Source organism: Micromonospora cremea (assembly GCF_900143515.1).
Lineage (GTDB): Bacteria > Actinomycetota > Actinomycetes > Mycobacteriales > Micromonosporaceae > Micromonospora > Micromonospora cremea.
In genome coordinates, this window is sequence record NZ_FSQT01000001.1 from 840,005 (window position 1) to 863,032 (window position 23,028).

General features: G+C 72.0%; 20 protein-coding genes. 14 read left to right on the forward strand and 6 right to left on the reverse strand.

All coding sequences use genetic code 11. From position 1 onward, the window contains the following. Window positions 1–57: 57 nt before the first annotated feature. The 4 genes from iolD to iolC are packed head-to-tail and all read right to left on the reverse strand — an operon-like array spanning window position 58 to window position 4,677. Window positions 58–1,905 carry a 3D-(3,5/4)-trihydroxycyclohexane-1,2-dione acylhydrolase (decyclizing) gene (gene iolD / locus BUS84_RS03830; protein WP_074312013.1) on the reverse strand — a complete coding sequence of 616 codons (1,848 nt, stop codon included), beginning with the start codon at window positions 1,903–1,905 and terminating at the stop codon, window positions 58–60. Continuing rightward, entirely contained in the window at window positions 1,905–2,813 is a 909-nt protein-coding gene (gene iolB, locus BUS84_RS03835) for a 5-deoxy-glucuronate isomerase (RefSeq protein ID WP_074308789.1), read from the reverse strand. The genes iolD and iolB overlap by 1 nt, the downstream gene beginning before the upstream one ends. Beyond that, window positions 2,810–3,697: a Cgl0159 family (beta/alpha)8-fold protein gene (locus tag BUS84_RS03840; protein WP_074308791.1), complete on the reverse strand. Its 888-nt coding sequence runs from the start codon at window positions 3,695–3,697 to the stop codon at window positions 2,810–2,812. Before BUS84_RS03840 ends, iolB begins: the two co-directional genes overlap by 4 nt. Continuing rightward, window positions 3,694–4,677: a 5-dehydro-2-deoxygluconokinase gene (gene iolC / locus BUS84_RS03845; protein ID WP_074308793.1), complete on the reverse strand. Its 984-nt coding sequence runs from the start codon at window positions 4,675–4,677 to the stop codon at window positions 3,694–3,696. Before iolC ends, BUS84_RS03840 begins: the two co-directional genes overlap by 4 nt. 190 nt (window positions 4,678–4,867) lie before the next feature. Here iolC and BUS84_RS03850 point away from each other — a divergent pair, with 190 nt between their 5' ends. From BUS84_RS03850 to BUS84_RS03890, 9 genes are all read left to right on the forward strand, one after another. Further along, window positions 4,868–5,605: a GntR family transcriptional regulator gene (locus BUS84_RS03850; RefSeq protein WP_074308795.1), complete on the forward strand. Its 738-nt coding sequence runs from the start codon at window positions 4,868–4,870 to the stop codon at window positions 5,603–5,605. A 153-nt stretch (window positions 5,606–5,758) separates the two neighbouring features. Beyond that, complete coding sequence (locus tag BUS84_RS03855) at window positions 5,759–7,156, forward strand: extracellular solute-binding protein (protein WP_074308797.1); 1,398 nt, start codon at window positions 5,759–5,761, stop codon at window positions 7,154–7,156. Then, complete coding sequence (locus BUS84_RS03860; protein ID WP_208869513.1) at window positions 7,131–8,078, forward strand: carbohydrate ABC transporter permease; 948 nt, start codon at window positions 7,131–7,133, stop codon at window positions 8,076–8,078. Before BUS84_RS03855 ends, BUS84_RS03860 begins: the two co-directional genes overlap by 26 nt. Next, entirely contained in the window at window positions 8,075–8,965 is an 891-nt protein-coding gene (locus tag BUS84_RS03865; protein WP_084757143.1) for a carbohydrate ABC transporter permease, read from the forward strand. Before BUS84_RS03860 ends, BUS84_RS03865 begins: the two co-directional genes overlap by 4 nt. Further along, entirely contained in the window at window positions 8,965–10,134 is a 1,170-nt protein-coding gene (locus BUS84_RS03870) for an ABC transporter ATP-binding protein (protein WP_074308799.1), read from the forward strand. Before BUS84_RS03865 ends, BUS84_RS03870 begins: the two co-directional genes overlap by 1 nt. 2 nt (window positions 10,135–10,136) lie before the next feature. Beyond that, window positions 10,137–11,345: a CehA/McbA family metallohydrolase gene (locus BUS84_RS03875; RefSeq protein WP_074308802.1), complete on the forward strand. Its 1,209-nt coding sequence runs from the start codon at window positions 10,137–10,139 to the stop codon at window positions 11,343–11,345. Beyond that, entirely contained in the window at window positions 11,336–12,247 is a 912-nt protein-coding gene (locus BUS84_RS03880; protein WP_074308805.1) for a sugar phosphate isomerase/epimerase family protein, read from the forward strand. The genes BUS84_RS03875 and BUS84_RS03880 overlap by 10 nt, the downstream gene beginning before the upstream one ends. Beyond that, the gene (locus BUS84_RS03885) at window positions 12,244–13,389 is read left to right on the forward strand and encodes a Gfo/Idh/MocA family protein (RefSeq protein ID WP_074308808.1); all 1,146 of its coding nucleotides are present in this window, start codon (window positions 12,244–12,246) and stop codon (window positions 13,387–13,389) included. Before BUS84_RS03880 ends, BUS84_RS03885 begins: the two co-directional genes overlap by 4 nt. Continuing rightward, the gene (locus BUS84_RS03890) at window positions 13,389–16,139 is read left to right on the forward strand and encodes a glycoside hydrolase family 38 N-terminal domain-containing protein (protein WP_074308810.1); all 2,751 of its coding nucleotides are present in this window, start codon (window positions 13,389–13,391) and stop codon (window positions 16,137–16,139) included. Before BUS84_RS03885 ends, BUS84_RS03890 begins: the two co-directional genes overlap by 1 nt. A 512-nt stretch (window positions 16,140–16,651) precedes the next feature. On the opposite strand, the gene BUS84_RS03895 is transcribed toward BUS84_RS03890, so the two are convergent. Then, window positions 16,652–17,752, reverse strand: coding sequence for a CapA family protein (locus BUS84_RS03895; RefSeq protein ID WP_074308812.1), 1,101 nt, complete (start codon window positions 17,750–17,752; stop codon window positions 16,652–16,654). Window positions 17,753–17,872: 120 nt separating this feature from the next. On the opposite strand from BUS84_RS03895, the gene BUS84_RS37245 reads away from it, so the two are divergent. The 5 genes from BUS84_RS37245 (at window position 17,873) to BUS84_RS03920 (ending at window position 22,394) form a co-directional block, all read left to right on the forward strand. Next, the gene (locus tag BUS84_RS37245; RefSeq protein WP_143728217.1) at window positions 17,873–18,583 is read left to right on the forward strand and encodes a hypothetical protein; all 711 of its coding nucleotides are present in this window, start codon (window positions 17,873–17,875) and stop codon (window positions 18,581–18,583) included. 584 nt (window positions 18,584–19,167) lie between these two features. Next, a complete protein-coding gene (locus BUS84_RS03905) occupies window positions 19,168–20,484 on the forward strand; it encodes a ferredoxin reductase family protein (RefSeq protein ID WP_084757145.1) in 1,317 nt (438 codons plus the stop codon). Between the two features lie 49 nt (window positions 20,485–20,533). Beyond that, a complete protein-coding gene (locus BUS84_RS03910; RefSeq protein ID WP_074308818.1) occupies window positions 20,534–21,019 on the forward strand; it encodes an FMN-binding protein in 486 nt (161 codons plus the stop codon). Further along, window positions 21,016–21,750, forward strand: a complete 735-nt coding sequence (locus BUS84_RS03915; protein WP_208869514.1) for an FAD:protein FMN transferase — start codon at window positions 21,016–21,018, stop codon at window positions 21,748–21,750. The genes BUS84_RS03910 and BUS84_RS03915 overlap by 4 nt, the downstream gene beginning before the upstream one ends. Before the next feature lie 269 nt (window positions 21,751–22,019). Next, on the forward strand, window positions 22,020–22,394 hold the full coding sequence (locus BUS84_RS03920; protein WP_074308820.1) for a hypothetical protein: 375 nt from the start codon (window positions 22,020–22,022) through the stop codon (window positions 22,392–22,394). Here BUS84_RS03920 and BUS84_RS03925 read toward each other — a convergent pair. Then, a complete protein-coding gene (locus BUS84_RS03925; RefSeq protein ID WP_074308821.1) occupies window positions 22,383–23,027 on the reverse strand; it encodes a response regulator transcription factor in 645 nt (214 codons plus the stop codon). The two genes, BUS84_RS03920 and BUS84_RS03925, sit on opposite strands and share 12 nt — an antisense overlap. Window position 23,028: the final 1 nt, after the last annotated feature.

Here is a 23,028-nt window from a genome sequence, read left to right on the forward strand (position 1 = left end):
AGCGGTGATCGGCCGTGCGGCGAGCGGTCGATGGAGGCCTTCTTCGTGTCCGCTGTCTCATCCCGGCCGCAGGTGCGTGCGGCGTGCCTTGCGCCCCGCCTCGTACCCGGCGCGCGCGGCCTGCGTCTCGCCGCGCGCGGAGACCTCGGCGACCGGTACGTCCCACCAGGCCCCGGCGTCCGGTCCGGCGACGAGCGGGTCCGTCTCGACATGGATGACGGTCGTCCGGTCGGCCGCCTTCGCGGTGGCCAGCGCTGCCCTCAGCTCCTCGATCGTCGCCACCCGGATAAGGTCCGCGCCGAGGCTCGCCGCATTGGCACCGAGGTCGACGGCAAGGGGAGCACCCGACCGGTCCCGGTAGGCGGTGCCGAGCCGCTGCGCGCCGACGCTCTCGGAGAGCCGGCCGATCGAGGCGAAGCCCCGGTTGTCGACCAGCACGACGACCAGCTTGACCCCCTCCGCCACCGCGGTGATCAGCTCAGTGGGCAGCATGAGGTAGGAGCCGTCGCCGACCAGCACGAAGACCTCCCGGTCCGGCGCGGCCAGCTTGACCCCGATCCCGCCGGCGATCTCATAGCCCATGCACGAGTACCCGTATTCGACGTGGTAGCTCTTGGGGTCGGCGCTGCGCCACAACCGGTGCAGGTCGCCAGGCATCGACCCGGCCGCGCATACCACCACGTCACGCGGCCCGGCGGCGTCGTTGACCGCGCCGATGACGGCGGTCTGGGTGGGCCGCGCGTCAGGGTCGGCGTGCAGGGCCCGATCCGCCACGGCCGTCCACCGCTGGCCCAGCTCCGCGACCGACGCGCCGTAGGCCGGCTCGGTGGCCCAGCCGGCGCACGCCGCCCCGAGGGCCGCGAGGCTTTCCCGGGCGTCGCCGACGACCTGCAGGCCGGAGAGCTTGGCGGCGTCGAATCCGGTGACGTTGAGGTTGACGAAACGGGTGTCCCCGCCGAACAGGGTGCCCGAGGCGGTGGTGAAGTCGCTGTAGCGGGTACCGATCCCGATCACCAGGTCCGCGCCAGCGGCGATCTCGTTGGCCGCGCTGGTGCCGGTGACTCCCACGGCGCCGAGGGCGAGCGGATGGTCGGACGGCAGGGCGCCCTTGCCGGCCTGGGTCTCGGCGACCGGCACACCGTGCTCCTCGGCGAAGCGGCGCAGCGCGTCGCAGGCTCCGCTGTAGATCACCCCGCCGCCGGCCACCACCACCGGCCGGCGCGCCGCCGTGACGACCCGGGCCGCCCGGGCGACTGCCGCGTCGTCCGGACGGGGGCGTGGAACATGCCAGACCCGGTCGGCGAAGAGCTCCTCGGGCCAGTCGTATGCCTCGGCCTGCACATCCTGCGGCAGGGCGAGGGTGACCGCGCCGGTCTCCACCGGATCAGTCAGCACCCGCATGGCCGCCAGCAGCGCCGCCGGGAGCTGCTCCGGTCGGTTGATCCTGTCCCAGTAGCGGGAGACCGGCCGCAGCGCGTCGGTGACGCTCACATCGTAGGAACGCGGGTCCTCCAGCTCCTGGAGCACAGGGTTGGCCGGCCGGGAGGCGAAGATGTCTCCGGGGAGAAGCAGCACCGGCAGCCGGTTGACCGTGGCGCCCGCCGCTCCGGTGACGAGGTTCGTCGCGCCCGGGCCGATCGAGGTGGTGCAGGCCAGAGTGCTCAGCCGGTCGCTCATCCGGGCGTACGCCGCCGCGGTGTGCACCATGCCCTGCTCGGTGCGGCACAGGTGGTACGGCAGGTCCGTCCCCGCCGGCCCGGCCAGCGCCTCGCCGATCCCGGCGACATTGCCGTGCCCGAAGATGCCGAAGCAGGCCGGAATCAGCCGCAGCCGGTGCCCGTCCCGTTCGGACCACTGCCGGGCGAGGAAGGTCACGAGCGCCTGCGCCACCGTGAGCCTGGGCATCACGCGCCTCCCTGGGTGGGTCCGGCCAGCGGCAATCGGGGATCGATCGGCTGGTCGGCCCAGCTGCCGCGGATCCAGCCGTGACGGGGGTCGTCCACGCAGGCCATGCTTCGCGCCGGGGCGGGCCCGGCCAGCACATTCAGGTAGTAGAGGTGATAGCCCGGCGCGGCCATCGACGGCCCGTGGTAGCCGTACGGAACGAGTATCACGTCGCCGCCGCGCACCTCCGCCAGCACGTCAATTGGCCGACGTGTGGTGCCGTAGACCCGTTGGTAGCCGACCGGGCCGTCGGGGTCGCCGGGCGCCCCGCCGGCCACCTCGAAGTAGTAGATCTCCTCCAGCTCCGCCTCGACTCGGCCGTCGTCGTACGCCCGGTCCTCCTCGTGCTTGTGGGGCGGGTAGGACGACCAGTTGCCGGCGGGGGTGAGCACCTCCACGGCGACCAGGCGGTCGCAGTCGAAGGCGTTCGGCGCGCAGAAGTTGTTGACCTGACGGCTGGCCGGACCGGCGCCGCGCAGCTCGACGGGCACGTCCCGGGCGGCGGCGTAGCGGGGCGAGAGACGTCGGGTGGCGCGAGCCGACGGCAGGGCGAACCGGCCCTCGCCCCGGACGGTCACGGTGGCGTCCCGGGGGAGATACGCGAAGTCGGTGACGGCGGCGAAGACCGAGGCGCGGCCGGTCAGCACGAGCCGCAACCGGTCGCAGTGCACGGTTGCGGCGCCGGCCAGCGGCAGCACCAGCATTTCCTCGTCGCCGGTGTCGAAGGTGACCTGGCCGCCCTGGGGCAGGGAGAGCACGCGCAGCCCGGCGTAGGTCCAGCCGGCCCGCTCGGGGGTGATCTCCACCGCCCAGGGCGCCCGCGCGGTCGTCCCCCAGGGCAGGTGGGCGTCGGGGTTCCGTGTGCTCATGCCGGCTCGCCCGTGGGCAGCAGCGAGTGGGCCAGATCGACGGCGGCGGCCACGTCGTCGTCCGGTGGGTAGAGCAGCGCCCGGCCGACCACCAGCCCGCGGACGCCGGGCAGGCGCAACGCCCGCTCCCATCGCGCGTAGACCATGTCCGGCGCCTCCACCGGGTCGCCGCCGAGCAGCAGGACCGGCAGCGTGGTCGCGGCCATCACCTGCTCCATCTCATCGATCGCCGGCAGCTTCAACCAGGTGTACGCCGATGTGGCGCCGAGGGCCTGACCGACGCTGACGCCCTTGATGACCGCCTCCGGCCGCAGGTCGGCGTGGACCCGCCCGTCGCTGCGCCCCACCCAGAGCGGCTCGACGAGAGCGATCGTGCGGTGGGCGGCCAGCGCGGTGACCGCCCGGGCGCAGGCGTGCAGGGTCGAGGCGCTGCCCGGGTCGTCCGGGTCGATGCGGCACAGCATCTTGCCGCCGTCGTAACGCATGGCGGCGATGCTGTCGGCGTCGTACGCGGTGAACCGGTCGTCGAGCTCGAAGCTGGCGCCGGAGAGGCCGCCGCGGTTCATCGAGCCGATGGCCAGGCGGTTCTCCAATGCGCCGAGCAGCAGCAGGTCCTCCAGGATGTCCGGGGTGCCGAGCACGCCGTCGACGCCGGGCCGGGACAGCGCCAGGCGCAACCGGTCCAGCAGGTCGCCGCGCCCGGCCATAGCCATCGGCCGGTCCCGGACGCCGAGGGCGCCCCGCGCGGGGTGGTCCGCGGCGATGATGAACAGCGGCTGTCCGTGGTCGGGCCACGGCCGGCGGTTGCGGCCGGCGGCGGCTTCGGCGATCGCCTGCGGCCGGTGGGCGCGGGTGAGGGTCAGCGCGTCGTACTCGGTGCTCACCGGGCTTCTCCTCTGACGGCGGCGGTCGACGGCGCCGGTTCCGGCTGGTCTGTCCGGGCCATCGCCGCGGTCTCGGCATGGTCGGGCATGGCGGCCGAGCAGGCCAGACGGGAGGCGACGATGGCGCCGGCGGCGTTGGCGAAGCGCAGGGTCCGCTCCAACGGCCAGTCGCGCAGCAGCCCCAGGCAGAGCGCACCGCCGAACGCGTCGCCGGCGCCGAGCCCGTTGACCACCTTCAACGGCACCGGTGGCACCCGGACGGTCTGCGTGTCGGTGCGGGCGAGGACCCCTTCCGGCCCGAGCTTCACCACGGCCAGCCGGGGCCCGCGCTCGAGCAGCAGCCCGGCGGCCTGGTCGGGGTCGCGGGTGCCGACCGCCACCTGCACCTCGTCAAGGTTGCCGACCACCACGGTGACCTGCGGCAGCGCCTCGGCGATCGCCGCCGTGGCCGCGGCCGGGTCGGGCCAGAACATCGGCCGGAAGTCCAGGTCGAGCACGGTGTGCGGGCGGCGGTCCCGAGCGGCCAGCGCGGCGGCGTGGGCGTCGCGGCTCGGCTGCTGGCACAGGCCCGTCCCGCTGAGCCAGAAGACCCCGGCAGCGGCGATCGCGTCGACGTCCAGCTCCTCGGGCCGGATCTGCAGGTCGGGGGCGGTCGGGGTGCGGTAGAACCAGAGCGGGAAGTGGTCGGGCGGGAAGATCTCGCAGAAGGTCACCGGGGTGGGGAGCCCGTCGACCGGGCGTACCTGACTGTCGTCGACGCCGAAGTCGCGCAGCGCCCGGTGCACGTAGTCGCCGAAGGCGTCGGCGCCGGTGCGGGTGATGACTCCGGCGCGCAGGCCCTGCCGGCTGGCCGCCACGGCCACATTGGTGGGGCTGCCGCCGAGGAACTTGCCGAACGTCTCGACCTCGGCCAGCGGCGTGGCGATCTGCAGTGGATAGATGTCCACCCCCACCCGGCCGATGGTGAGCACATCAAGCATGTGGCGTCCTTCGTCCCGGCCGGCGACGGCGTGCCCGCCAGCTCGCTGCTGTCCCTGATTGGTAACAGTGCTCTATGAGTTGTGTCAATGTGTTGTCATGACATCCGCCTCTGCGGTCGGTGACCGCTTCGGTACAGTGGCGCCCATCATCGCGCCGTGAGATCCCGCGCAGCCGAGGCGAGGAGGTGCCGTGACGGGCCCTGATTTCGCGGTCGACCGGAGCAGCCCGGTCCCGCTCTACTTCCAGGTCGCGGAGCAGTTCGCCGCGGCGATTCAGCGTGGCGACCTCGCGCCGGGCGATCGCCTGGACAGCGAGTTGCAACTGGCCGACCGGCTGGGGCTCTCCCGCCCCACCGTGCGGCAGGCCATCCAACACCTGGTCGACAAGGGACTCATCGTCCGCCGCCGAGGCGTCGGCACCCAAGTGGTGCGCGGCGAAATCCGGCGAGCGGTGGAGCTGACCAGCCTGCACGACGACCTGCTGCGGGCAGGCCAGCAACCGTCCACCTCAGTGCTCGAACTGGCCACCGTGCCCTGCCCGCCGGAGGTAGCCAAGGCACTCGGCGTGCCGCCCGGCGACGACGTGCAGCACCTGCGCCGGCTGCGGTTCTCCGACGGGGAACCCCTCGCCGTGATGGAGAACTGGCTCCCCGCCGACCTGGTGCGGCTCAGCATGGACGCGTTGCAGGCAAACGGCCTGTACGGGATCCTGCGCGCTAGTGGCATGCGGATCCGCGGCGCCCACCAGCGGATCGGGGCGCGGGCGGCGACCGCCGCCGAGGCGCAGATGCTCGGCGAGCGGCGCGGGGCGCCACTGCTCACCATGACCCGCACCGCGTACGACGACCAGGGCCGCTACGTCGAGCACGGCGCCCACATCTACCGGGCCACCCGCTACTCCCTCGAGGTGACCGTCGCAGAGCGGTGACGGTGGATGTTTCGCGCTCATTTCAGTGACAGGTATTTACGTCGTCAGGCTGTCATGACATTGTGGCCGCTAAGCACCGCCGGCGGCTGACCTGCGGCCGGCGGGTGATTCGCGAGTCTCTTCGAAGTCGCTCCTTGCGAAGGGAAACAGCCCATGTCAGCCAAGCCGAGACACGCAGCGGCCGTGCTCGCCGCGTTAACCGCCGTCGCCCTCGCCGCTACCGCCTGCGGCGACTCGTCCGAGCCCGCCGGCAAGGACGCCAAGAACATCACCCTCACCATCGCCGCCAACTCGATCGTGGGCGGCAAGAGCTCCGCCGGCGCCGAGTGGATCGAGAAGTGGGTCATCCCCAAGTTCATCGAGGCCCAGAAGGCCAAGGGCGTCACCGCGAAGGTCACCTTCGTGCCCAGCGGCGTCGACGACGAGCAGTACAAGACCAAGCAGGCCCTCGACCTGCGCTCCAAGGGCGGCGCCGACGTGATCGCCCTGGACGGCATCTGGGTGGGCGAGTTCGTCCAGGCCGGCTACCTCAAGCCCCTGTCCGATGTGGCTGGCTCGGAGGTGGACTCCTGGGAGGGCTGGTCGCAGATTCCCGAGACCGTGCAGGGCCTCGGCTCATTCGACGGCAAGCGCTACGGCATCCCGCTCGGCACCGACGGCCGGGTCCTCTACTACAACAAGAAGCTGTTCGCCCAGGCCGGCCTGCCCGCCGACTGGCAGCCGAAGAGCTGGCAGGAGATCCTCGACGCCGGCACCAAGCTCAAGGCCCTTCCCGGGGTGACCCCGATCCAGATCAACGCCGGCACGGCGATGGGCGAGGCCACCAGCATGCAGGGCGCGTTGCCGCTGCTCGTCGGCGCCGGCGGCGAGATCTACAAGGACAACAAGTGGGCCGGCGCCAGCCAGCCGGTCAAGGACGTGCTCGACTTCTACACGAAGGTCTACGGCGGGGGCCTCGGCGACCCGAAGCTCCAGCAGGAGGCGAAGGGGCGCGACAAGTCCTTCGCGGAGTTCGCCGCCGGCAAGATCGGCATCCTGGGCGAGGGTGACTACTTCTGGCGCAGCGTCGTCAATCCGAGCGGCGGCATCGCCAAGATGGCCGACCGGGACACCACCGTCGGCTACGCGCTGATCCCCGCCAAACAGCCCGGCGCCGGCATCCGCGGGCAGGACTTTGTGAGCATGTCCGGCGGCGGCGTGCGGGTGCTCAACCCCAACTCCAAGTTCCCGTCGCACGCGTGGGAACTGCTGTCGTTCATGCACTCGGCGGAGGGCGTCAAGGCCGAACTCGCCGGTGAGAAGCGGATCACCGCGCGCACGGACGTCAACAAAGAGGTCCTCGCAGGCGACCCGATGCTGAGCTTCATCACCGACAAGGTGCTGCCCGTCACGGCGTACCGGCCGCCGCTGGCGGTCTACCCGCAGGTGTCGGTCGCGCTTCAGGAGGCGACCGCGGACGTGGCCGGCGGCAAGAGCGTCGACGAGGCGGCCACCGCGTACCAGAAGAAGGTCGAAGGGATCGTCGGTGGCCCAGGTAACGTCACCTCCTGACCAGGTGGTGGAGGGGAGGCGCCCGGCCACGGGCGCCTCCCCGGCCCCCGACGCCGCCGGCCTCGGCCGGGCCCGGGCCACCGGGTTCCTGGTGCCGAGCATGGTGCTGATCCTGCTCTTCCTCGTGGTGCCGGCCGCCTGGACGATCTACCTGGGCATCACCAACTACCGGCTCACCGGCCTGGCCGCCGCCAACCCGGAGATCGTCGGCCTGGACAACTACACCCGGGCCCTGGGCGACGAGCGGTTCGGCAGCTCGCTGGTGCTGACCCTCCAGTTCGTGCTCGGCTCGGCGGTCATCGGCCAGGCCGGGCTCGGCTTCGCCATCGCGTTCGCGCTGCGCGACCGCCGCGGCCCGCTGCGCCGGGTGGTCGAGGCGTTCGTCCTGCTCTCCTGGATCCTGCCCAGCTCGGTGGTCGCGTTCCTGTGGATCGCCCTGCTCGACCGGGACGCCGGCACGCTCAACACGCTGCTCGGCATCCCCGGCACCGCCTGGCTGCTCGACCACCCGATGCTGTCGATCATCATCTTCAACACGTGGCGCGGCACGGCGTTCTCGATGATGCTCTACGCCGCCGCGCTGGAGAACGTCCCCCGCTCGCACCTGGAGACCGCCCGGCTGGCCGGCGCGTCCACCTGGCAGCAACTGCGCGACGTGGTCTTCCCGCGCATCCGCGGGCACGTGCTGACCAACCTGCTGCTGATCAGTCTCTGGACGTTCAACGACTTCGCGCCGTTCCTCATCACCGCCGGCGGCCCCGAGCAGCGCTCGGAGATCCTGCCGGTCTACGTCTACAAGGTGGCGCTCTCCGGCGGTGATCTGGGCTTCGGTGCCGCGATCTCGTTCATCATGCTGCTGATCAATCTGGTCATCGCGCTGGTCTACCTGCGCATGCTGGGCCGCCGGAAGGAAAAGGCATGAACACCGGTACCGCGCCGGCGCCGGCGCCGGCACCGGCCACCGATCCGGCCGGCGAGGGCCCCACCATCGCCGTACGCCACCTGCTCGCCCAGATCGGGCGCTACACCTTCCTCTGCGCCGTCCTCGGGTTCTTCGCGCTGCCGCTGCTGTGGCTGGCGACCGCGCCTTTCGACGACACCCCGACGATCACCGCGTCGCTGCCGCGGTTCACCCTCGACAACTTCCGCGCCCTGTTGGACAACCCGTACGCGCTCAGCTCGCTGCTCAACTCGGTCTACCTGGCCGCCGGCACCGCCGCCCTGGTGGTCACGTTCGCGGCGCTGGCCGCGTACGCGCTGAGCCGGGTGCGGGTGCCCGGCCGCGACGCGCTGCTCTACGGGCTGCTGCTGCTCTCATCGATCGTGACCGGCACGGCCACCATGGTGCCGCTGTTCGAGCTGGCGTTCCGGCTCAACCTGATCGACTCTCGGCTCGGCGTCATCCTGATCCTCAGCGGCGGGCTGCTGCCCGCGGCGATCTTCATCCTCAAGGACTTCATGGATTCGACACCGACGTCCTACGAGGAGTCGGCGCGGGTCTTCGGCGCCAGCGCGCTGCAGATCATGCGGCACATCGTGGTGCCGGTGGTCCGGCCCGGGTTGGCCACCGTGGGGGTCTGGGCGGTGGCCAACGTCTGGGGCAACTTCCTGGTGCCGTACCTGCTGCTGCGCGGGCCGGAGAAGGCGCCCGCCGCGGTGATCATGTACACCCTCTACACCGAGGGCGGCCAGGCCGACCTGCGGTTGCTCTCCACGTTCTCGCTGCTCTACTCGCTGCCGGTGGCGCTCATGTTCGTCTTCGTCAGCAGCCGGTACGGGTTTCGCTTCCACGGAGGAATCAAGCGCTGATGTCCGCCATTGCCATGCGCGAGCTGACCAAGGTCTACCCCAACGGGGTGCGGGCCCTGGACGCCCTCGACCTGGAGATTGCCGACGGCGAGTTCTTCGCCCTTCTCGGCCCGTCCGGCTGCGGCAAGACCACGCTGCTGCGCACCATCGCCGGGCTGGAGGTGGCCTCCGCCGGCAGCGTGCTCATCGGCGAGCGCACCGTCACCAATCTGCCGCCGGGAAAGCGGGACGTGGCGATGGTCTTCCAGGACTACGCGCTCTATCCGCACATGACCGTTCAGGAGAACATCGCCTACCCGCTGCGGATCAGGAAGGTGGACCGCCGCAGCCGCGCCGCCAAGGCCGCGGATACGGCCAACGAGTTGGGCCTGTCCGCGCTGCTCGAGCGCCGCCCGGGGCAGCTCTCCGGCGGTCAGCAGCAGCGGGTGGCACTCGCTCGGGCGATGGCCTGCCACCCTCAGGTGTTCCTCCTCGACGAGCCGCTGTCCAACCTCGACGCTCGGCTGCGCCTGGAGGCGCGCACGTTCCTCAAGCGGCTTCAACGCGAGCTGGGTGTCACCACCGTCTTCGTCACTCACGACCAGGCCGAGGCGCTCGCCCTCGCCGACCGCATCGCAGTGATGGAGGGCGGCCGAATCCGCCAGGTCGGCACCCCCACCGAGGTTTTCCGCCGCCCGGCCAACACGTTCGTCGCTGGGTTCATCGGCTCCACCCCGATGAACCTGGTCGACGCCGAGGTGCACGACGGCGAGTTGGCCGTCGCCGGTACGCGGCTGCCGATGCCGCAGGACGCCGACGACCGGGTGACCGACGGCGAGAAGCTGGTCTACGGAATCCGGCCCGAGTACCTCGACTACTCCCCGGAACCGGTACCCGGTGCCCTCAGCGGGCAGGTGGTGGTAGTGGAGAACCTGGGCAGCTTCTCGCTGGTCTCCCTCGACGTGCCGACCGGGGACGCGGTGATGGACGGCGCCGGTGACGCCGTCGGGGTCGCGGGAACCAGCCTCCAGGTCGTCGTGCCCGAGGGACGCGAACCCGAGCCCGGTGACACCGGGTGGGTGGTACCGCGGCCCGGACGATCGCTGCTCTACCGGGACGGGGAACTGGTGAGCACAGCGCCGGCACCGGCCGTGCCTACCGCCCGGACCGGCGTTGACGCGGAGCGGTGACCATGGCGGTGCACCGGGGCAGGTGGACGTTGCGGGACCGCGCCGAAAGTGTGCTGCGGACCCTCCCGGTCACCGTCCCGCCCGGCACCGCCGCCCTGACCGTACGACTGGACTACCCCCGACAGACCGGCGTGCTGGACCTCGGCTGCCTCGGCCCGGCCGGCTTCCGGGGCTGGTCAGGTGGCGCCCGGGACGGCTATACCGTGGCCCCCGACTGGGCCACCCCCGGCTACCTGCCCGGCGAGCTGGAACCTGGTGAGTGGCAGGTGCTGCTCCGGCTGCACCGGATCCCGCCGGACGGGCTGGACTTCGAGGTCACCGCCACCGTGAGCACCAAAAGACCCGAGGCGCCGGCGCAGCCGGCCGCTCCGCCGCGCCCCGACCGCCCGCCCCGCCGGGCGCTGCCCGCCGTGGACGGCCAGCGGTGGATCCCCGGGGACCTGCACGCACACACCGTGCACAGCGACGGCGTGCAGACCATCGACGAGCTGGCCGCCCTGGCGGCCTCCCGCGGACTGGACTTCCTCGCCGTCACCGACCACAACACGGTCAGCCACCACCCCTGGCTGCCCGATTCCTCGGCCCGGTACGGCATCGCGCTGGTGCCCGGGCAGGAGGTGACCACCGACCGGGGACACGCCAATGTGTTCGGCCGGGTCGGCTGGATCGACTTTCGGCAGCCGCCGGACGAGTGGCTGGCCACCGCGGAACGGGCCGGCGGGCTGATGTCGGTGAACCATCCCCTGGGCGCCGACTGCGCCTGGCGGCAGCCGTTGACCGCCCGCACCCGGCTGGCCGAGGTCTGGCACTCAGGCTGGTGGGACCGCACCTGGGGCGCCCCGCTGGCGTGGGCGCAGGCGTGGCGTCCGGACGTCGTACCGGTCGGCGGTAGCGACTTCCACCGCCCCGGCGACGGCGTGTCGCCCGGCTCGCCCACGACCTGGGTACTGGTCGACGGCGACTCGCCGCCCGACAGCGCCGTGCTGGACGCGCTGCGCGCCGGTCGTACCGCTGTCTCCGCCGGTCCCGACGAACCCCTGCTGCTCCGCCTCGGCGAGGAACTGCTGGCGCTCGACGCCGACGGGACGCTGCTCGGCTACCCCGACGGCAGCCACCGAGCGGTCCGCGGTGACCGGTGCCTGTTCCCGGCCGGCGACGGCCTGCACGTCCTGGAGTCCCACCGCATGGAGGTGATCGCACTATGCATCTGACCGGACGCACGCGGGTGGCCGGCGCACCCGTCAACTACGGCATCTATCAGTCGGCCGGCGCATCCCCGGGCCCCGACGAGCTGCTGGCGGCCCTCAACCGGGACGGATACGCCGGAGTGGACTCCGGGCCGATCGGCTACCTCGGCACCGGCAAGCTGCTGGCCCAGCGGCTGGGCGATAACGGCATCGGGCTCGCCGGCGGCTGGGTCGACCTGCGGTTCGCTGACCCGGACGGCTTCACCGACGACCTGGCCCAGCTCGACGCGGCACTCGACGTGTTCGCCGCCGCCCCCGTCGACGACCCCCGGTTCGCGCCCCGACCCACACTCGCCTGCCCCGGCAACCCCGCAAGGATGGCCCGACCGGGCATCCCGCCGGACCTGACCTCGGCGCTGCCGGCCAGCGCCTGGCCGGACTTCGCCGCCCGGGTCCAGCAGGCCGTCGACCGCTGCCGGGACCGTGGCCTCGAGCCGGTGTTCCACTACCACCTCGGTACCGACGTGGAGACCGAAGCCGAGGCTGACCGGCTGCTCGAACTCACCGACGTCGCCGTCTGCCTGGACACCGGGCACCTGCTGCTGGCCGGCGGGGACCCGGTCGCGGCGGTACGCCGGTGGGCCGGCCGGATCGGGCAGGTGCACCTGAAGGACGGCGACCTGACCGTCCACGAGCGGGTCCGGGCGGCCGGCGGCGGCCTGACCGAGGTGGTGGCCGCCGGCGGCTTCTGCCCCCTGGGCACCGGCGACGTCGACTTCGCCGGGGTGCTCGCCGCACTCGACGCCATCGGCTACACCGGCTGGCTGGTGATCGAACAGGACGCGCCGGCGCTCGGCCGGGACCTGGACCGGATCCTGGCCGATCAGCGCGCCAACCGGCGGTGGCTCGAGGAGGCGGCCCGATGACGGAGCCGGGCAAGCGGATCAGGATCGCGGTGGCCGGGCTCGGAGTCGTCGCCCGTACGGTGCATCTGCCGCTGCTGCAGCGGCGTGCGGACCTGTTCGAGGTCATCGCGCTCGGCGACCTCTCTGCCTCCCGGGTGGCCGAGCTCGGCCACCGGTACGGCGTCGAACCGGAGCGGCGGTACACCGACGCCAGCGCGATGCTGGTTGAGGGCGGATACGACGCGGCGCTGCTGGCGACCTCCGGCTCGCATGGTGAGCTGGCCGCGCTGGCGCTGCGCTCGGGCGTGCCGGTGCTCTGCGAGAAGCCACTCGCCTACACCCTCGCCGAGGCGGCCCGGCTGACCGAGCTGAGCGGCGCGACGCCGTCGCTGATGGTCGGCTACATGAAGCAGTACGACCCGGCAGTCACCGAGGCCGCGCGTCTGCTCGACGAGCTCGGCGGCGCCGAGCGGATCCACGCGGTGGAGGTGACCGTCCTGCACCCCGGGGGTGAGGGGCAACTGGCGTTCGCCAACCTGCCGCCGGCCCCCGGCGACGTGCCGCCCGGCGCGGGGGACCGGTTGCGGGCGGCCGATTCGCGGCTACTCGACGCCGCGGTGGGCGGCGACCCCGCTGCACGGACGCTCTACCAGATCTTGATCAACAGCATCTCCCACGACTTGTCGCTGCTGCGGCTTTTCACCGGCCCGCCGGCCACCGTGGAGCACGTCGCGACCTGGCCCGTCGCACCGAACGGCCCGGTCGAGCCGTCGGTGGAGGTCAGCGGACGGCTGAGCGGTGGTGCCCGCTACGGCATCCGGTGGCTCAACCTGCCGGACTATCCCGCCTACCGGGAGACGGTCACCCTGCACCACGCCCGGGGCTCCCTGGAGCTGGTCTTCCCCTCGCCGTACCTGCTCAACGCGCCCACCACGCTGACCGCGGTGGACTCCCAGCACGGTGGCGAGCGACGGGCCGCGTTCCGGTCGGTGACCGAGGCGTTCGAGCAGCAACTCGTCGCGTTCCACGCGATGGTCACCGCGGGCGCCCCGCCGTTGACCGGGGTCGCCGAGGGCGCGACCGACCTACGCACGAGCCAACAGGTGGTACGCCGCTTCGGGGAGCTGACCGGGGCGGCGATCGGCGGAGAGGCGGCACGCTGATGGCGGAAGCAGTCGAGATCATCGTGGTACCGCACACCCACTGGGACCGGGAGTGGTACGAGCCCTTCCAGCGGTTCCGGCTGCGGTTGGTGGGCCTGCTCGACGACGTGTTCGAGCGGATGGAGCACGACCCGCGCCAGCGCTTCACCCTGGACGGGCAGCTCGCCGCGGTGGACGACTACCTGGAGGTCCGCCCGGAGCGGCGGGAGCAGGTCGCGGCGCTGGTACGCGCCGGACGGCTGGCCATCGGGCCCTGGCAGATCCTGCTCGACGAGTTCCTCTGCTCCGGGGAGAACATCGTCCGTAACCTGGAGCGCGGGCTGGCCCGCAGCGCTGACCTGGGCGGAGCCATGCCGGTCGGCTACCTGCCCGACATGTTCGGTCACATCGCGCAGATGCCGCAGATCCTGGCCGGGGCCCGGCTGGCGCACGCCTGCGTGTTCCGCGGCGTACCTGACCGGGTCCGCACCCATGCGTTCGCCTGGCAGGCCCCGGACGGCACGGCCGTGCGCACCGAGTACCTGCCCGGCGGGTATGGCAACGCGGCCGGCCTGATGGACGACGCCACGCTCGTCACCCGCCGGGCCACCGACCTGGCCGCCCGGCTCGGTGCCTGGCGACCGGACGGCAACGGCAGCCCGATCCTCGCCATGTACGGCACCGACCACGCGGCGCCGGCCCCCGACGCCCCTGACCTGCTCGCCGCCGCCGATCTCAACGGCACCCGGCTGCGGCTGGGCACCCTCGCCGAGTACTTCGCCACCCAGCCGTCCACCGTGGACGGGCTGCCCGTCGTGGCTGGCGAGCTGCGCTCGCACGCCCGGGCCAACATCCTGCCCGGTGTGATCTCCGTACGCACCCACCTGAAGCAGGCGATGGGCCGCGCCGAGCGCCGGGTCGAGCGGTACGCCGAACCCCTCGCCGCGCTCTGGCACGACCCGTCCGTGCAGCGCTTCCTGGACATGGCGTGGACCCGGCTGATCGACGCCAGCTGCCACGACTCGGTGACCGGGTGCGGCTGCGACGAGACCGCCGAGCAGGTGGCCGCCCGCCTCGCCGAGGCCGATCAGCTCGGCCGGGCGGTCTGCGACCTGGTCGGCGCCCGACTGGCCGCCGCCGTGCCGCACGACGGATACCTGCTGTTCAACCCCAGCCCGACCCCCCGGACCGCCCTGGTACGCCTGGACGTCGAGGCGCCCGGCGACGCGGCGCCGGGGCTGGCCGGCGCGGACGGCCAGGTGGTGACCGCGCAGGTCCTCGACCGGGCCCGGACGCTGCTCGCGGACGACCTGGTGCCGACCGCCGAGCTACCGGCGGTGCTCACCCGGGTCCATGGCCGGGAACTCTACGGCCAGGAGATCAGCCGCTGGTCGGTGTCGCGCGCCGACGCCACCCTCACCTTCGAGGTGGCCCGGCACGGCGACCCCGCCTTCGACGTCGAGGACGTCCGGCTGGCGCTGGCCGACGCCGGGCAGCCGGACCAGTGGCGGGTCCGCATCGTCGCCGCCCCCCGGCTGACCGTCGCCGCGCTGGTGGACGTACCCGCGCTCGGGCACGCCGCCGTGCGGCCGGTGGCGCTGCCGGCCGGTGCTGCGATGGCGTCCGGAGCGGTGACGGTCGACGACCGCGCCATGGACAACGGCCTGCTCCGCGTCGAGGTCGTCGAGGACGGCACCCTGCGGCTGTCCACTTCGGACGGCCTGACCGTGCACGGGGTGGGCCGCATCGTCGATGGCGGCGACGTGGGCGACAGCTACAACTACGCCCCACCGGCTGCTGACGAGCTGATCGACAAGCCCCGGGCGGTACGGACGGTGTTGCGGCACGAGGGGCCGCTCGTCGCCGTCGTCGACGTGGTCCGCGAGTACCGCTGGCCGGCGGCGGCCGACGTCGACGCCGGCTCGCGCGCGGTGGACCGGGAGACGATCATCGTCACCACCCGGGTGGAACTCCGCGCCGGTGAGCGGTTTGCCCGGCTGCGCATCGACTTCGAAAACCGCTGCGACGACCATCGGGTACGCCTGCACCTGCCGCTGCCGTCACCGGCCCGGTCGTCGTACGCGGAGGGCCAGTTCGCCGTCGTCGAACGGGGGCTGACGGCGGAGGGCGGCGGGGGAGAGGTACCGCTGCCGACGTTCCCAGCGGCGGGGTTCGTGGCCGCCGGCGGCCCGGAGGGGTCGCTGGCCGTGCTGCTGACCCAGCCGACGGAGTACGAACTGACCGACTCGGGTCGCGAACTCGCCGTCACCCTGCTGCGCTCGATCGGGATGCTGTCCCGCAACCGGCACGCCCTGCGCGACGAGCCCGCCGGCCCGCAGCTACCCACGGCGCTGGCGCAGTGCCGCGGGGGGCGCAGCATCGAGCTGGCGATGCTGCCGTTCCGGGGCGCCTGGCATGAGGCAGGGGTGGTGGAGGCGACCGAGGCCTACCGACACGAGCTGCTGGCCTTCTCCGGCACGGCCGAGCCGTCCACCGCGCTGCCGGCCCCGGTGACCGGACTGGCGGTGGACGGCCCCGGCGTCGCGTTGACGAGTGTCCGCGACCGAGGCGGCCGTACCGAGCTGCGGGTGGTGGCGCAGACACCGGCGGACAGCGTCGCCGTCATCCGGGCCGGGCGGGCCCTGCAGGGCGCGTGGCGGGCCGACCTGCTCGGCCGGCGGGGTGCACAGCTGGTCGTCGACGGCGATGGCATCGTGCGCCTTCCAATGCGCGCCTGGGAGATCGCCACCGTGCAGCTCGACCCGGCCTGAGCGCGCCCTCGGCGGACCAGCAGGCAACGGCACCCGCGCCCCCTCCTGGCGCAACGATCTATCACCGCACCTGATTAGCGAGAGGAAGAGCGAGTGAAACCCAACCCCACCGTCGTCACTGCCGCGTATTCGGTCCTCAAGCGCGTCGCAAAGGAACGCTGCACGATGTCGTACTCCGCCTTGAGCGACAAGGTCCCTGGGCTCTCCCGTCGAGGCCCTTCGATGGTCGCGACGCTGATCGCAGTCGCTGAATGCTCGTGGGCGGAGAGGCATGTGCTCCTGCCGGTACTGGCCGTAAAGGCGGGTCGCAATGGGCTCCCCAGCTCCGGCTTCTACGAGTCATTGACGACCTACCGGCCAGAAGACGATCAATCCGACCCGAGAAGGGCTGCTCGCCGGGAGCGCGAGAGGGTCTACGCGGCCTACCCGCCAGACCAACAATAGAAGCTACGGCACCATTGCATTGAGGTTGGCGAGATCGAGGCAGGCTTGAGCAGCGCGGGCCACCCGGGTCAGTCGCCGGCCAGAGTGAGCAGCCCGTCGGCGTCGACCTCGAAACGGGTGCCGAGGCGGCTGAGCAGATCGGCGAGCCAGCGCGCCTCGTCGGGGCTCGCGGTCTCCAGACGCATCCGGCGGATCCGCACCGGGGCGGCCCGCAGGCCGCGCAGCCGGCCGGTGTCCGGGTCGAGGGCGGGCAGCCAGAGCAGCCGCAGTTCAGGCCGGTACACCTCCTGCCCGCTGATGCCCTCGTAGTCGTCGACCAGGTCCCCGCAGCCGTAGAGGATCAGCCGGTCCCGGTAGACCTCCACCGGTCGGAGGTGGTGCGACGAGTGCCCGTGCACCACGTCCACGCCGGCGTCGAGCAGGCGGTGCGCGAACTCGACGTGCTCGGCCGGCACCTCGTACCCCCAGTTGGTGCCCCAGTGCACGGAGACCAGCACCCGGTCGGCGGGCTCGGCCTCGGCGGCGATCCGCCGCGCCAGCTGCTCGGCGGTGGCGGCGGAGGTCTCCGGCAGGTACGCCACCCCGGGCCCATCGGCGGTGGCCGCCCAGTACGGGGGCACCCCGCTGGACGGGGCGGCCACCGAGAAGACCAGCATCCGGCGACCTCGGCCGAGGTCCACCCGGGCCGGCTCCCACGCCGCCGCGGCGTCCCGGCCGGCGCCGGCGGCGGCGATCCCAGCCCCGGCCAGCGCGTCGAGGGTGTCGGTGAGGCCCACCGGGCCGAAGTCGAGCACGTGGTTGTTGGCCAACGCGCAGACGTCGAGCCGGGCGGCGGCCAGGCAGGACACGTTGTCCGGGTGCATCCGGTAGTGCACCGACTTGGCCGGCGCGTGCTCGCCCCGGCCGGTCACCGCGGTCTCCAGGTTCACGATCCGCGCGTCCGGCCGCAGCTGGTCCAGCAGTGACAGGGCGACGCCCCAGGGCCACCGCGGTGGCACCGGCCGAGCAATCGGCCCGCTGACCGACTCGGCCAGCCCGACGTAGGTCTCCGCGTCACGGACCGCGCCTTCGCGCAGGTCGGACGGGCCCGGCCGGGGCAGGATCCGGTCCACCCCACGGCCGGTCATCACGTCGCCCGCGAGAAAGAGGGTCAGCGCATCGTCGGCCATCCGGCCGCCTTCCCCGCTGCACCCGACCCTCACCTGCCAACGAGCGGCGACGCGCGGCTGGACCGGGTTCGGGCCGATACCACCGCCGACTTCCTCGCCTCGGCCCCGCCGCGACCGTTTATGCGGCGGGCCCTGCGGCTGGCCGCCGCTGTGGCCGCAGCCCTGGTGTTGGTGACGGCGCTGTGGATTCGGCAGTCGCAACGCAGGGCCGAACAGTGCGCTCTGGTCGCTGACAAGGTCCTGTATCGCGAGCGAGCGGAGGTACGCGATATCGAAGGCATCATTGCCCGCGCCCGCGCCGCCGTCGTGGCGCGATGGTTCGAGGAGGCCCAACAATTGATCGATCAGGCCCAGCAGGATCTGACCCGGATCACCGGCCCGGCCGAGGTCGATCGCCTGCGCGCCGACATCGACGCCGTCCTGGACGACCTGACCGCTCAGGCCGGTTGCCCCACCTGGCCCGGTGCGCGGCCATCCCGACTCCCTCGGCGCCGTCGCCGGTCGCCTCGACGGTCAGTGGCGTCCAGGCAACCCGCAGCCGGGCGCCGCCGCGTCGCCGCCGCGTCCAGCCGCACCTTCCCCCTCATCCACGTTCTGGTCCAACCCCTTGCCGCCGGCGCCCGAGCTTCCCCCGCCCCCGCGGCCAGCGCCGTCGCCCTCGGTATTGATGCCGCTGCCCACTGGAGATCTGCTCGACCTGACCGCCTCAGAGCCATCCGCTTGGCGTACGCCGGCAGCGACGGGCCATCGGCGTGCGGCTCAGCAGGGCGAGCTGGCTCCGCCGCTGACATGAACGGCGCGAATGCGGGAAGAAGCGGTTCTCCGTCGTGAAGGATTGGGTCGAGGAGGCAGTCGTACGCGCGACGGCTGGGTCCGGGAGTAACAGGACCGGGCGGCGACTTCGTCCTGTCCAGGCGCGCGGTGGTCCGGTTGCTGGTGGGGCCGGCCGCCGCGTCCGGGAGCCTCGACGTGGTCTGCCGGAACCGACTCGGTGCTTTCTTCGCCAGCGTGATCATCGGCAACCTTGTGCGGTGGCCATGCGGTCGCCACGGCGGAGGCCCCCCGGGCGTCGCCGTAGGGGACTGGTGGGCGGTCGAGCCGGTGCTGCTGGTCTGTGTCGCAGCCCGGCTGGTCGAGCACGGCACGGCCTGGATGCGGTAGGCCTGCACCGCCGCAGGACGGCGACGCACACGGGGACGGCCTCGTCCTGACTCCCCAGTGAATAGACGCAAACGGGCCCAATCATCTCCGATGGCACCACACGCCGGCCGGCGGGTCCCGGAAGGGGCGATGGGAAACCGACCGCTCACGGGCGAATAGGCGGTGCGGGAGGGGGTCTTGTGACTGGTGGGGCGCAGTCGGCCGACGCGGCGGTCAGGCCCGTACGAACCGCCGCGTGGTCGTGGTGGGCCGATGTGATCGCGTCGGTCGGCGCGGTCAGCGTGCTGATCGTCGTCGCGCTCTGGGTGCGGGGCGGCGGCGTGCAGGAGCTTCGTGGCTGGGCGGAGGGCCTGACGTCGCTGGGTCGGTTGACCGGGCTTGTCGCGGCGGACCTGCTGCTCATCCAGGTGCTGCTGATGGCGCGCGTGCCGTGGATCGAGCGCACCTACGGGCAGGACCGACTCGCCCGTTGGCACCGCGTCGTCGGGTTCGTCTCCTTCAACCTCCTGCTCGCACACATCGTGCTGATCACGGTCGGGTACGCCGAGACAGGTGGGGTTTCCGTGACAGCCGAGGCGTGGAGCCTCGTCACCACGTTCCCGGGAGTACTGCTGGCGGTCGCCGGGGCGGTGGCCCTGACGATGGTCGTGCTCACCTCCCTGCGGGCCGCTCGGCGGCGGCTGCGCTACGAGGCGTGGCACCTGCTGCACCTGTACGCCTACCTCGGCGTCGGCCTGGCGCTGCCACATCAGCTCTGGACCGGGGCCGACTTCACCAGCTCCCGGGCCGCGACACTGTACTGGTGGACCGCGTACGCCGCGTGCGCCGGCGCGGTTGTCGCCTTCCGGCTCGGCCTACCGGCCTGGCGGACGCTGCGGCACCGACTCACAGTGGCCGCAGTGGTCGCAGAGGCACCGGGCGTTCATTCGATCTACATGCGGGGACGCCACCTGGACCAGTTGCCGGCACACGCGGGGCAGTTCTTCCAGTGGCGCTTCCTCAGCGGCCCGGGTTGGAGTCGCGGCCACCCGTACTCGTTGTCCGCTGTGCCGCATGACGACACGTTGCGGATCACGGTGCGATCCCGCGGCGAGGGCAGCGAGAAGGTGTCTGAGTTACGGCCGGGAACTCATGTGTTGATTGAGGGGCCGTACGGTCGGCTGACCGCCGCCCGGCGCACGGCTGCGCGGGTCACCATGATCGCGTCCGGGATTGGAATTACCCCGCTGCGGACCTTGTTGGAAGAGTTGCCGTACGCGCCAGGCGAAGCCACGCTGCTGTACCGGGCGCGCTCGGCGGAAGACCTGGTGTTCCGCCAGGAACTGGACCGCCTCTCGGCCGTCCGTGGCCTGCGTGTGGAGTACCTGTTGGGGTCCCGCGGGCGCAAGAACTCATGGTTGCCGGCCGGATTCGGCGATGATGCGAAAGCCTTGAGTGAGCTTGTTCCGGACATCGCGCAGCACGACGTGTTCGTGTGCGGACCGGACGAGTGGATGCAGACGGTGGTACGCGCGGCGCGACAGACAGGCGTGCCCGAGAAGCGCATTCATCTTGAACGCTTCACCTGGTAGATCGGCCACCCATCCTCATGGGCTCACAGTCCGACCTGAGGAGGACGACATGCGTAAGATCACTTTGTGGTTGCTCGCCACGATCGCCGTGGTGGTACTTCTTTTCAGCTACAAGACGTCGACCGGATCCGACAGCTCGCCTCTGGCCGAGACTGTCAGTGGCGCGAACGCGCCGGCCACGGAGACCGGCCTCGGCTCGGCGACGACGCCCGGGACGTCACGGGGCACCGTCGCACGGTCCGGTTCCACCACCGTCGCCGACGGCCCGGTCGTGCAGACGAAGCGGGGGAACGTCCAGGTGCGGGCCAGCATCAACGGCGGCCGGATCACCGAGATCACGCCGGTGACGGTGCCGAGCACGAACAGCCGCTCCCGCGATATCAACAAGCACGCGGTGCCGCAGCTGCGCACGGAGGCGCTCGCCGCACAGAGCGCGCAGATCGACGCGGTGTCCGGTGCGACGCTGACCAGCGACGGCTACACGAAGTCGCTCCAGGCCGCGCTGGACGACGCTCACTTCAAGGCCAAGCCGTGACCCGGCAGGCGTTCGTCGAGCAGATCATGGGTCTGCCCGTCAGCGCGCACGTGCGCGGTCCCGGTGCCGACTCCCCGGCGGCGGCGAACGCCGTCGCCGGGGCCTTCGCCGAACTGCGCGCGATGGACGCCGTCTTCAGCCTGTACCGCCCAGACAGCCAGCTGAGCGCCCTGAACCGGGGAGAGCCGGTGGACGACCCGTTGGTCGACGCGGTGATCGACCTGTGCGAGCAGGCGCGGCAGCGTACGAACGGCTACTTCAACGCGTACCTGCCCGTACCCGGCGGTGGCAGCCACTTCGACCCGTCCGGCCTCGTCAAGGGCTGGGCCGTCGAACGCGCCGCAGAGCACCTGGAAGGGTACGAGTTCTACCTGAACGCCGGTGGGGACATGACGGTACGCGGATCCTGGCGCATAGGCGTAGAGGATCCGGCACAGCCCGATCAGCTCCTCACCACCCTCGAGATCGTCGACGGGGCCATCGCGACCTCGGGCAGTGCACACCGCGGAGCACACATCGTAGATCCATACACCGGCGCCCCCGCCCGAGGCCTGCGCTCGGTCACCGTCATCGGCCCGTCTCTGACCTGGGCGGACGTGTACGCCACCGCAGCGGCTGCGCAGGGGCCTGAGGCGGTGACCTGGCTCGCGACGCTACCCGGGTACGAGGCCCTGCTCGTCGACGACGATGGCGCCCTACTGGCCACCCCCGGCTGGCCACTACCCGCGTAAGGGCGTGGCCGGCAGGGTGGGCGCGTTGCTCGGCCAGCACAGCCGCGTCGTTTCGGCGCTGTCGGGTATCGCCCCTGGTGGCCGCCTCGTTGGCGAACCGATTCGGGGTCTTCGAGGGCGGCGTCGCGTCTGCCAGATGTTCGGCAGGGCGGTGGCGTGATGGCAAGGACGGCCGGCGGACGACCATCCGGGTGTTCGATCACGACCCGTCCGAAGGGGGCAAGCCAGTTCAGCGGGGACTGGAAGGGTAGGTGCACTGCGGCAACGCGATGGGCAAGGCTGGCGGAGCGGCCGCTGCCATCGGGCGCAGCCTCCTCGCGGTTGTCGCCGACGTACCGGAGGCATGGCGAGGCAACGCCGCAGACGGATTCCGCGAGTTCGAGCTCACGCCCGCTACGGCGACCGTGAGTCTGGAGACGGTGTGCGAGTACTGCAACTGTCTCTACGAGCGGGCCGCAGAGGCGACCAAGAAGCTGTACGACGTCTCCGCCAGTGCGATCGACGACCTGCTCGACCTGCTTCTGGTGATCAGCGGATGTCTGGCCGCCGGCACCGCCACGATCGAGATCATTCTCGGCCCGATCGCCGGCTACTCGATCGCCGCGTTCGGGTGGTTCGATCAGGATTCCTCTTTAGGCGCGTAGGTGACGCAGGACGGCCAGAACCCGGCGGTGGTCGGAGCGGTCGTGTGGCAGGTCGAGCTTGGTGAAGATGGCGGTGACGTGCTTCTCCACGCTGCGCTCGGCCAGCCGCAGCGTCTCTGCGATGGCGATGTTGGACCGGCCCTCGGCGAGCAGACCGAGAATCTCGCGCTCGCGGGCGGACAGCCGGGCCAGGCCCGCGTCGGCCGCGGGGGCGGCGAGCAGGTGCCGGACGACCTCCGGGTCGAGGGCGGTGCCGCCGGCTGCCACCCGTCGCAGCGCCTCGATGAACTCGCCGGTGCTCACGATCCGGTCTTTGAGCAGGTAGCCGACGTGGCCGCTGTGCTCGGACAGCAGCCGCCGGGCGTAGCTGGTCTCGATCCACTGGGAGAAGACGAGCACCGCCACTCGGGGGTGATCGGCTCGGATGGTCAGGGCGGCCCGCAGTCCCTCGTCGGTCTGGGTGGGTGGCATTCGGACGTCCACGACGGCGACGTCCGGCTGCTCGGCAGCGACTGCGGTGAGCAGCGCTTCCGCGTTGTCGACCGCGGCGACCACCTCGATGTCGTGGTCGCCGAACAGCAGCGCGATCCCGTCGCGCAGCAGCGGGTTGTCCTCGGCTATGACGACGCGCATC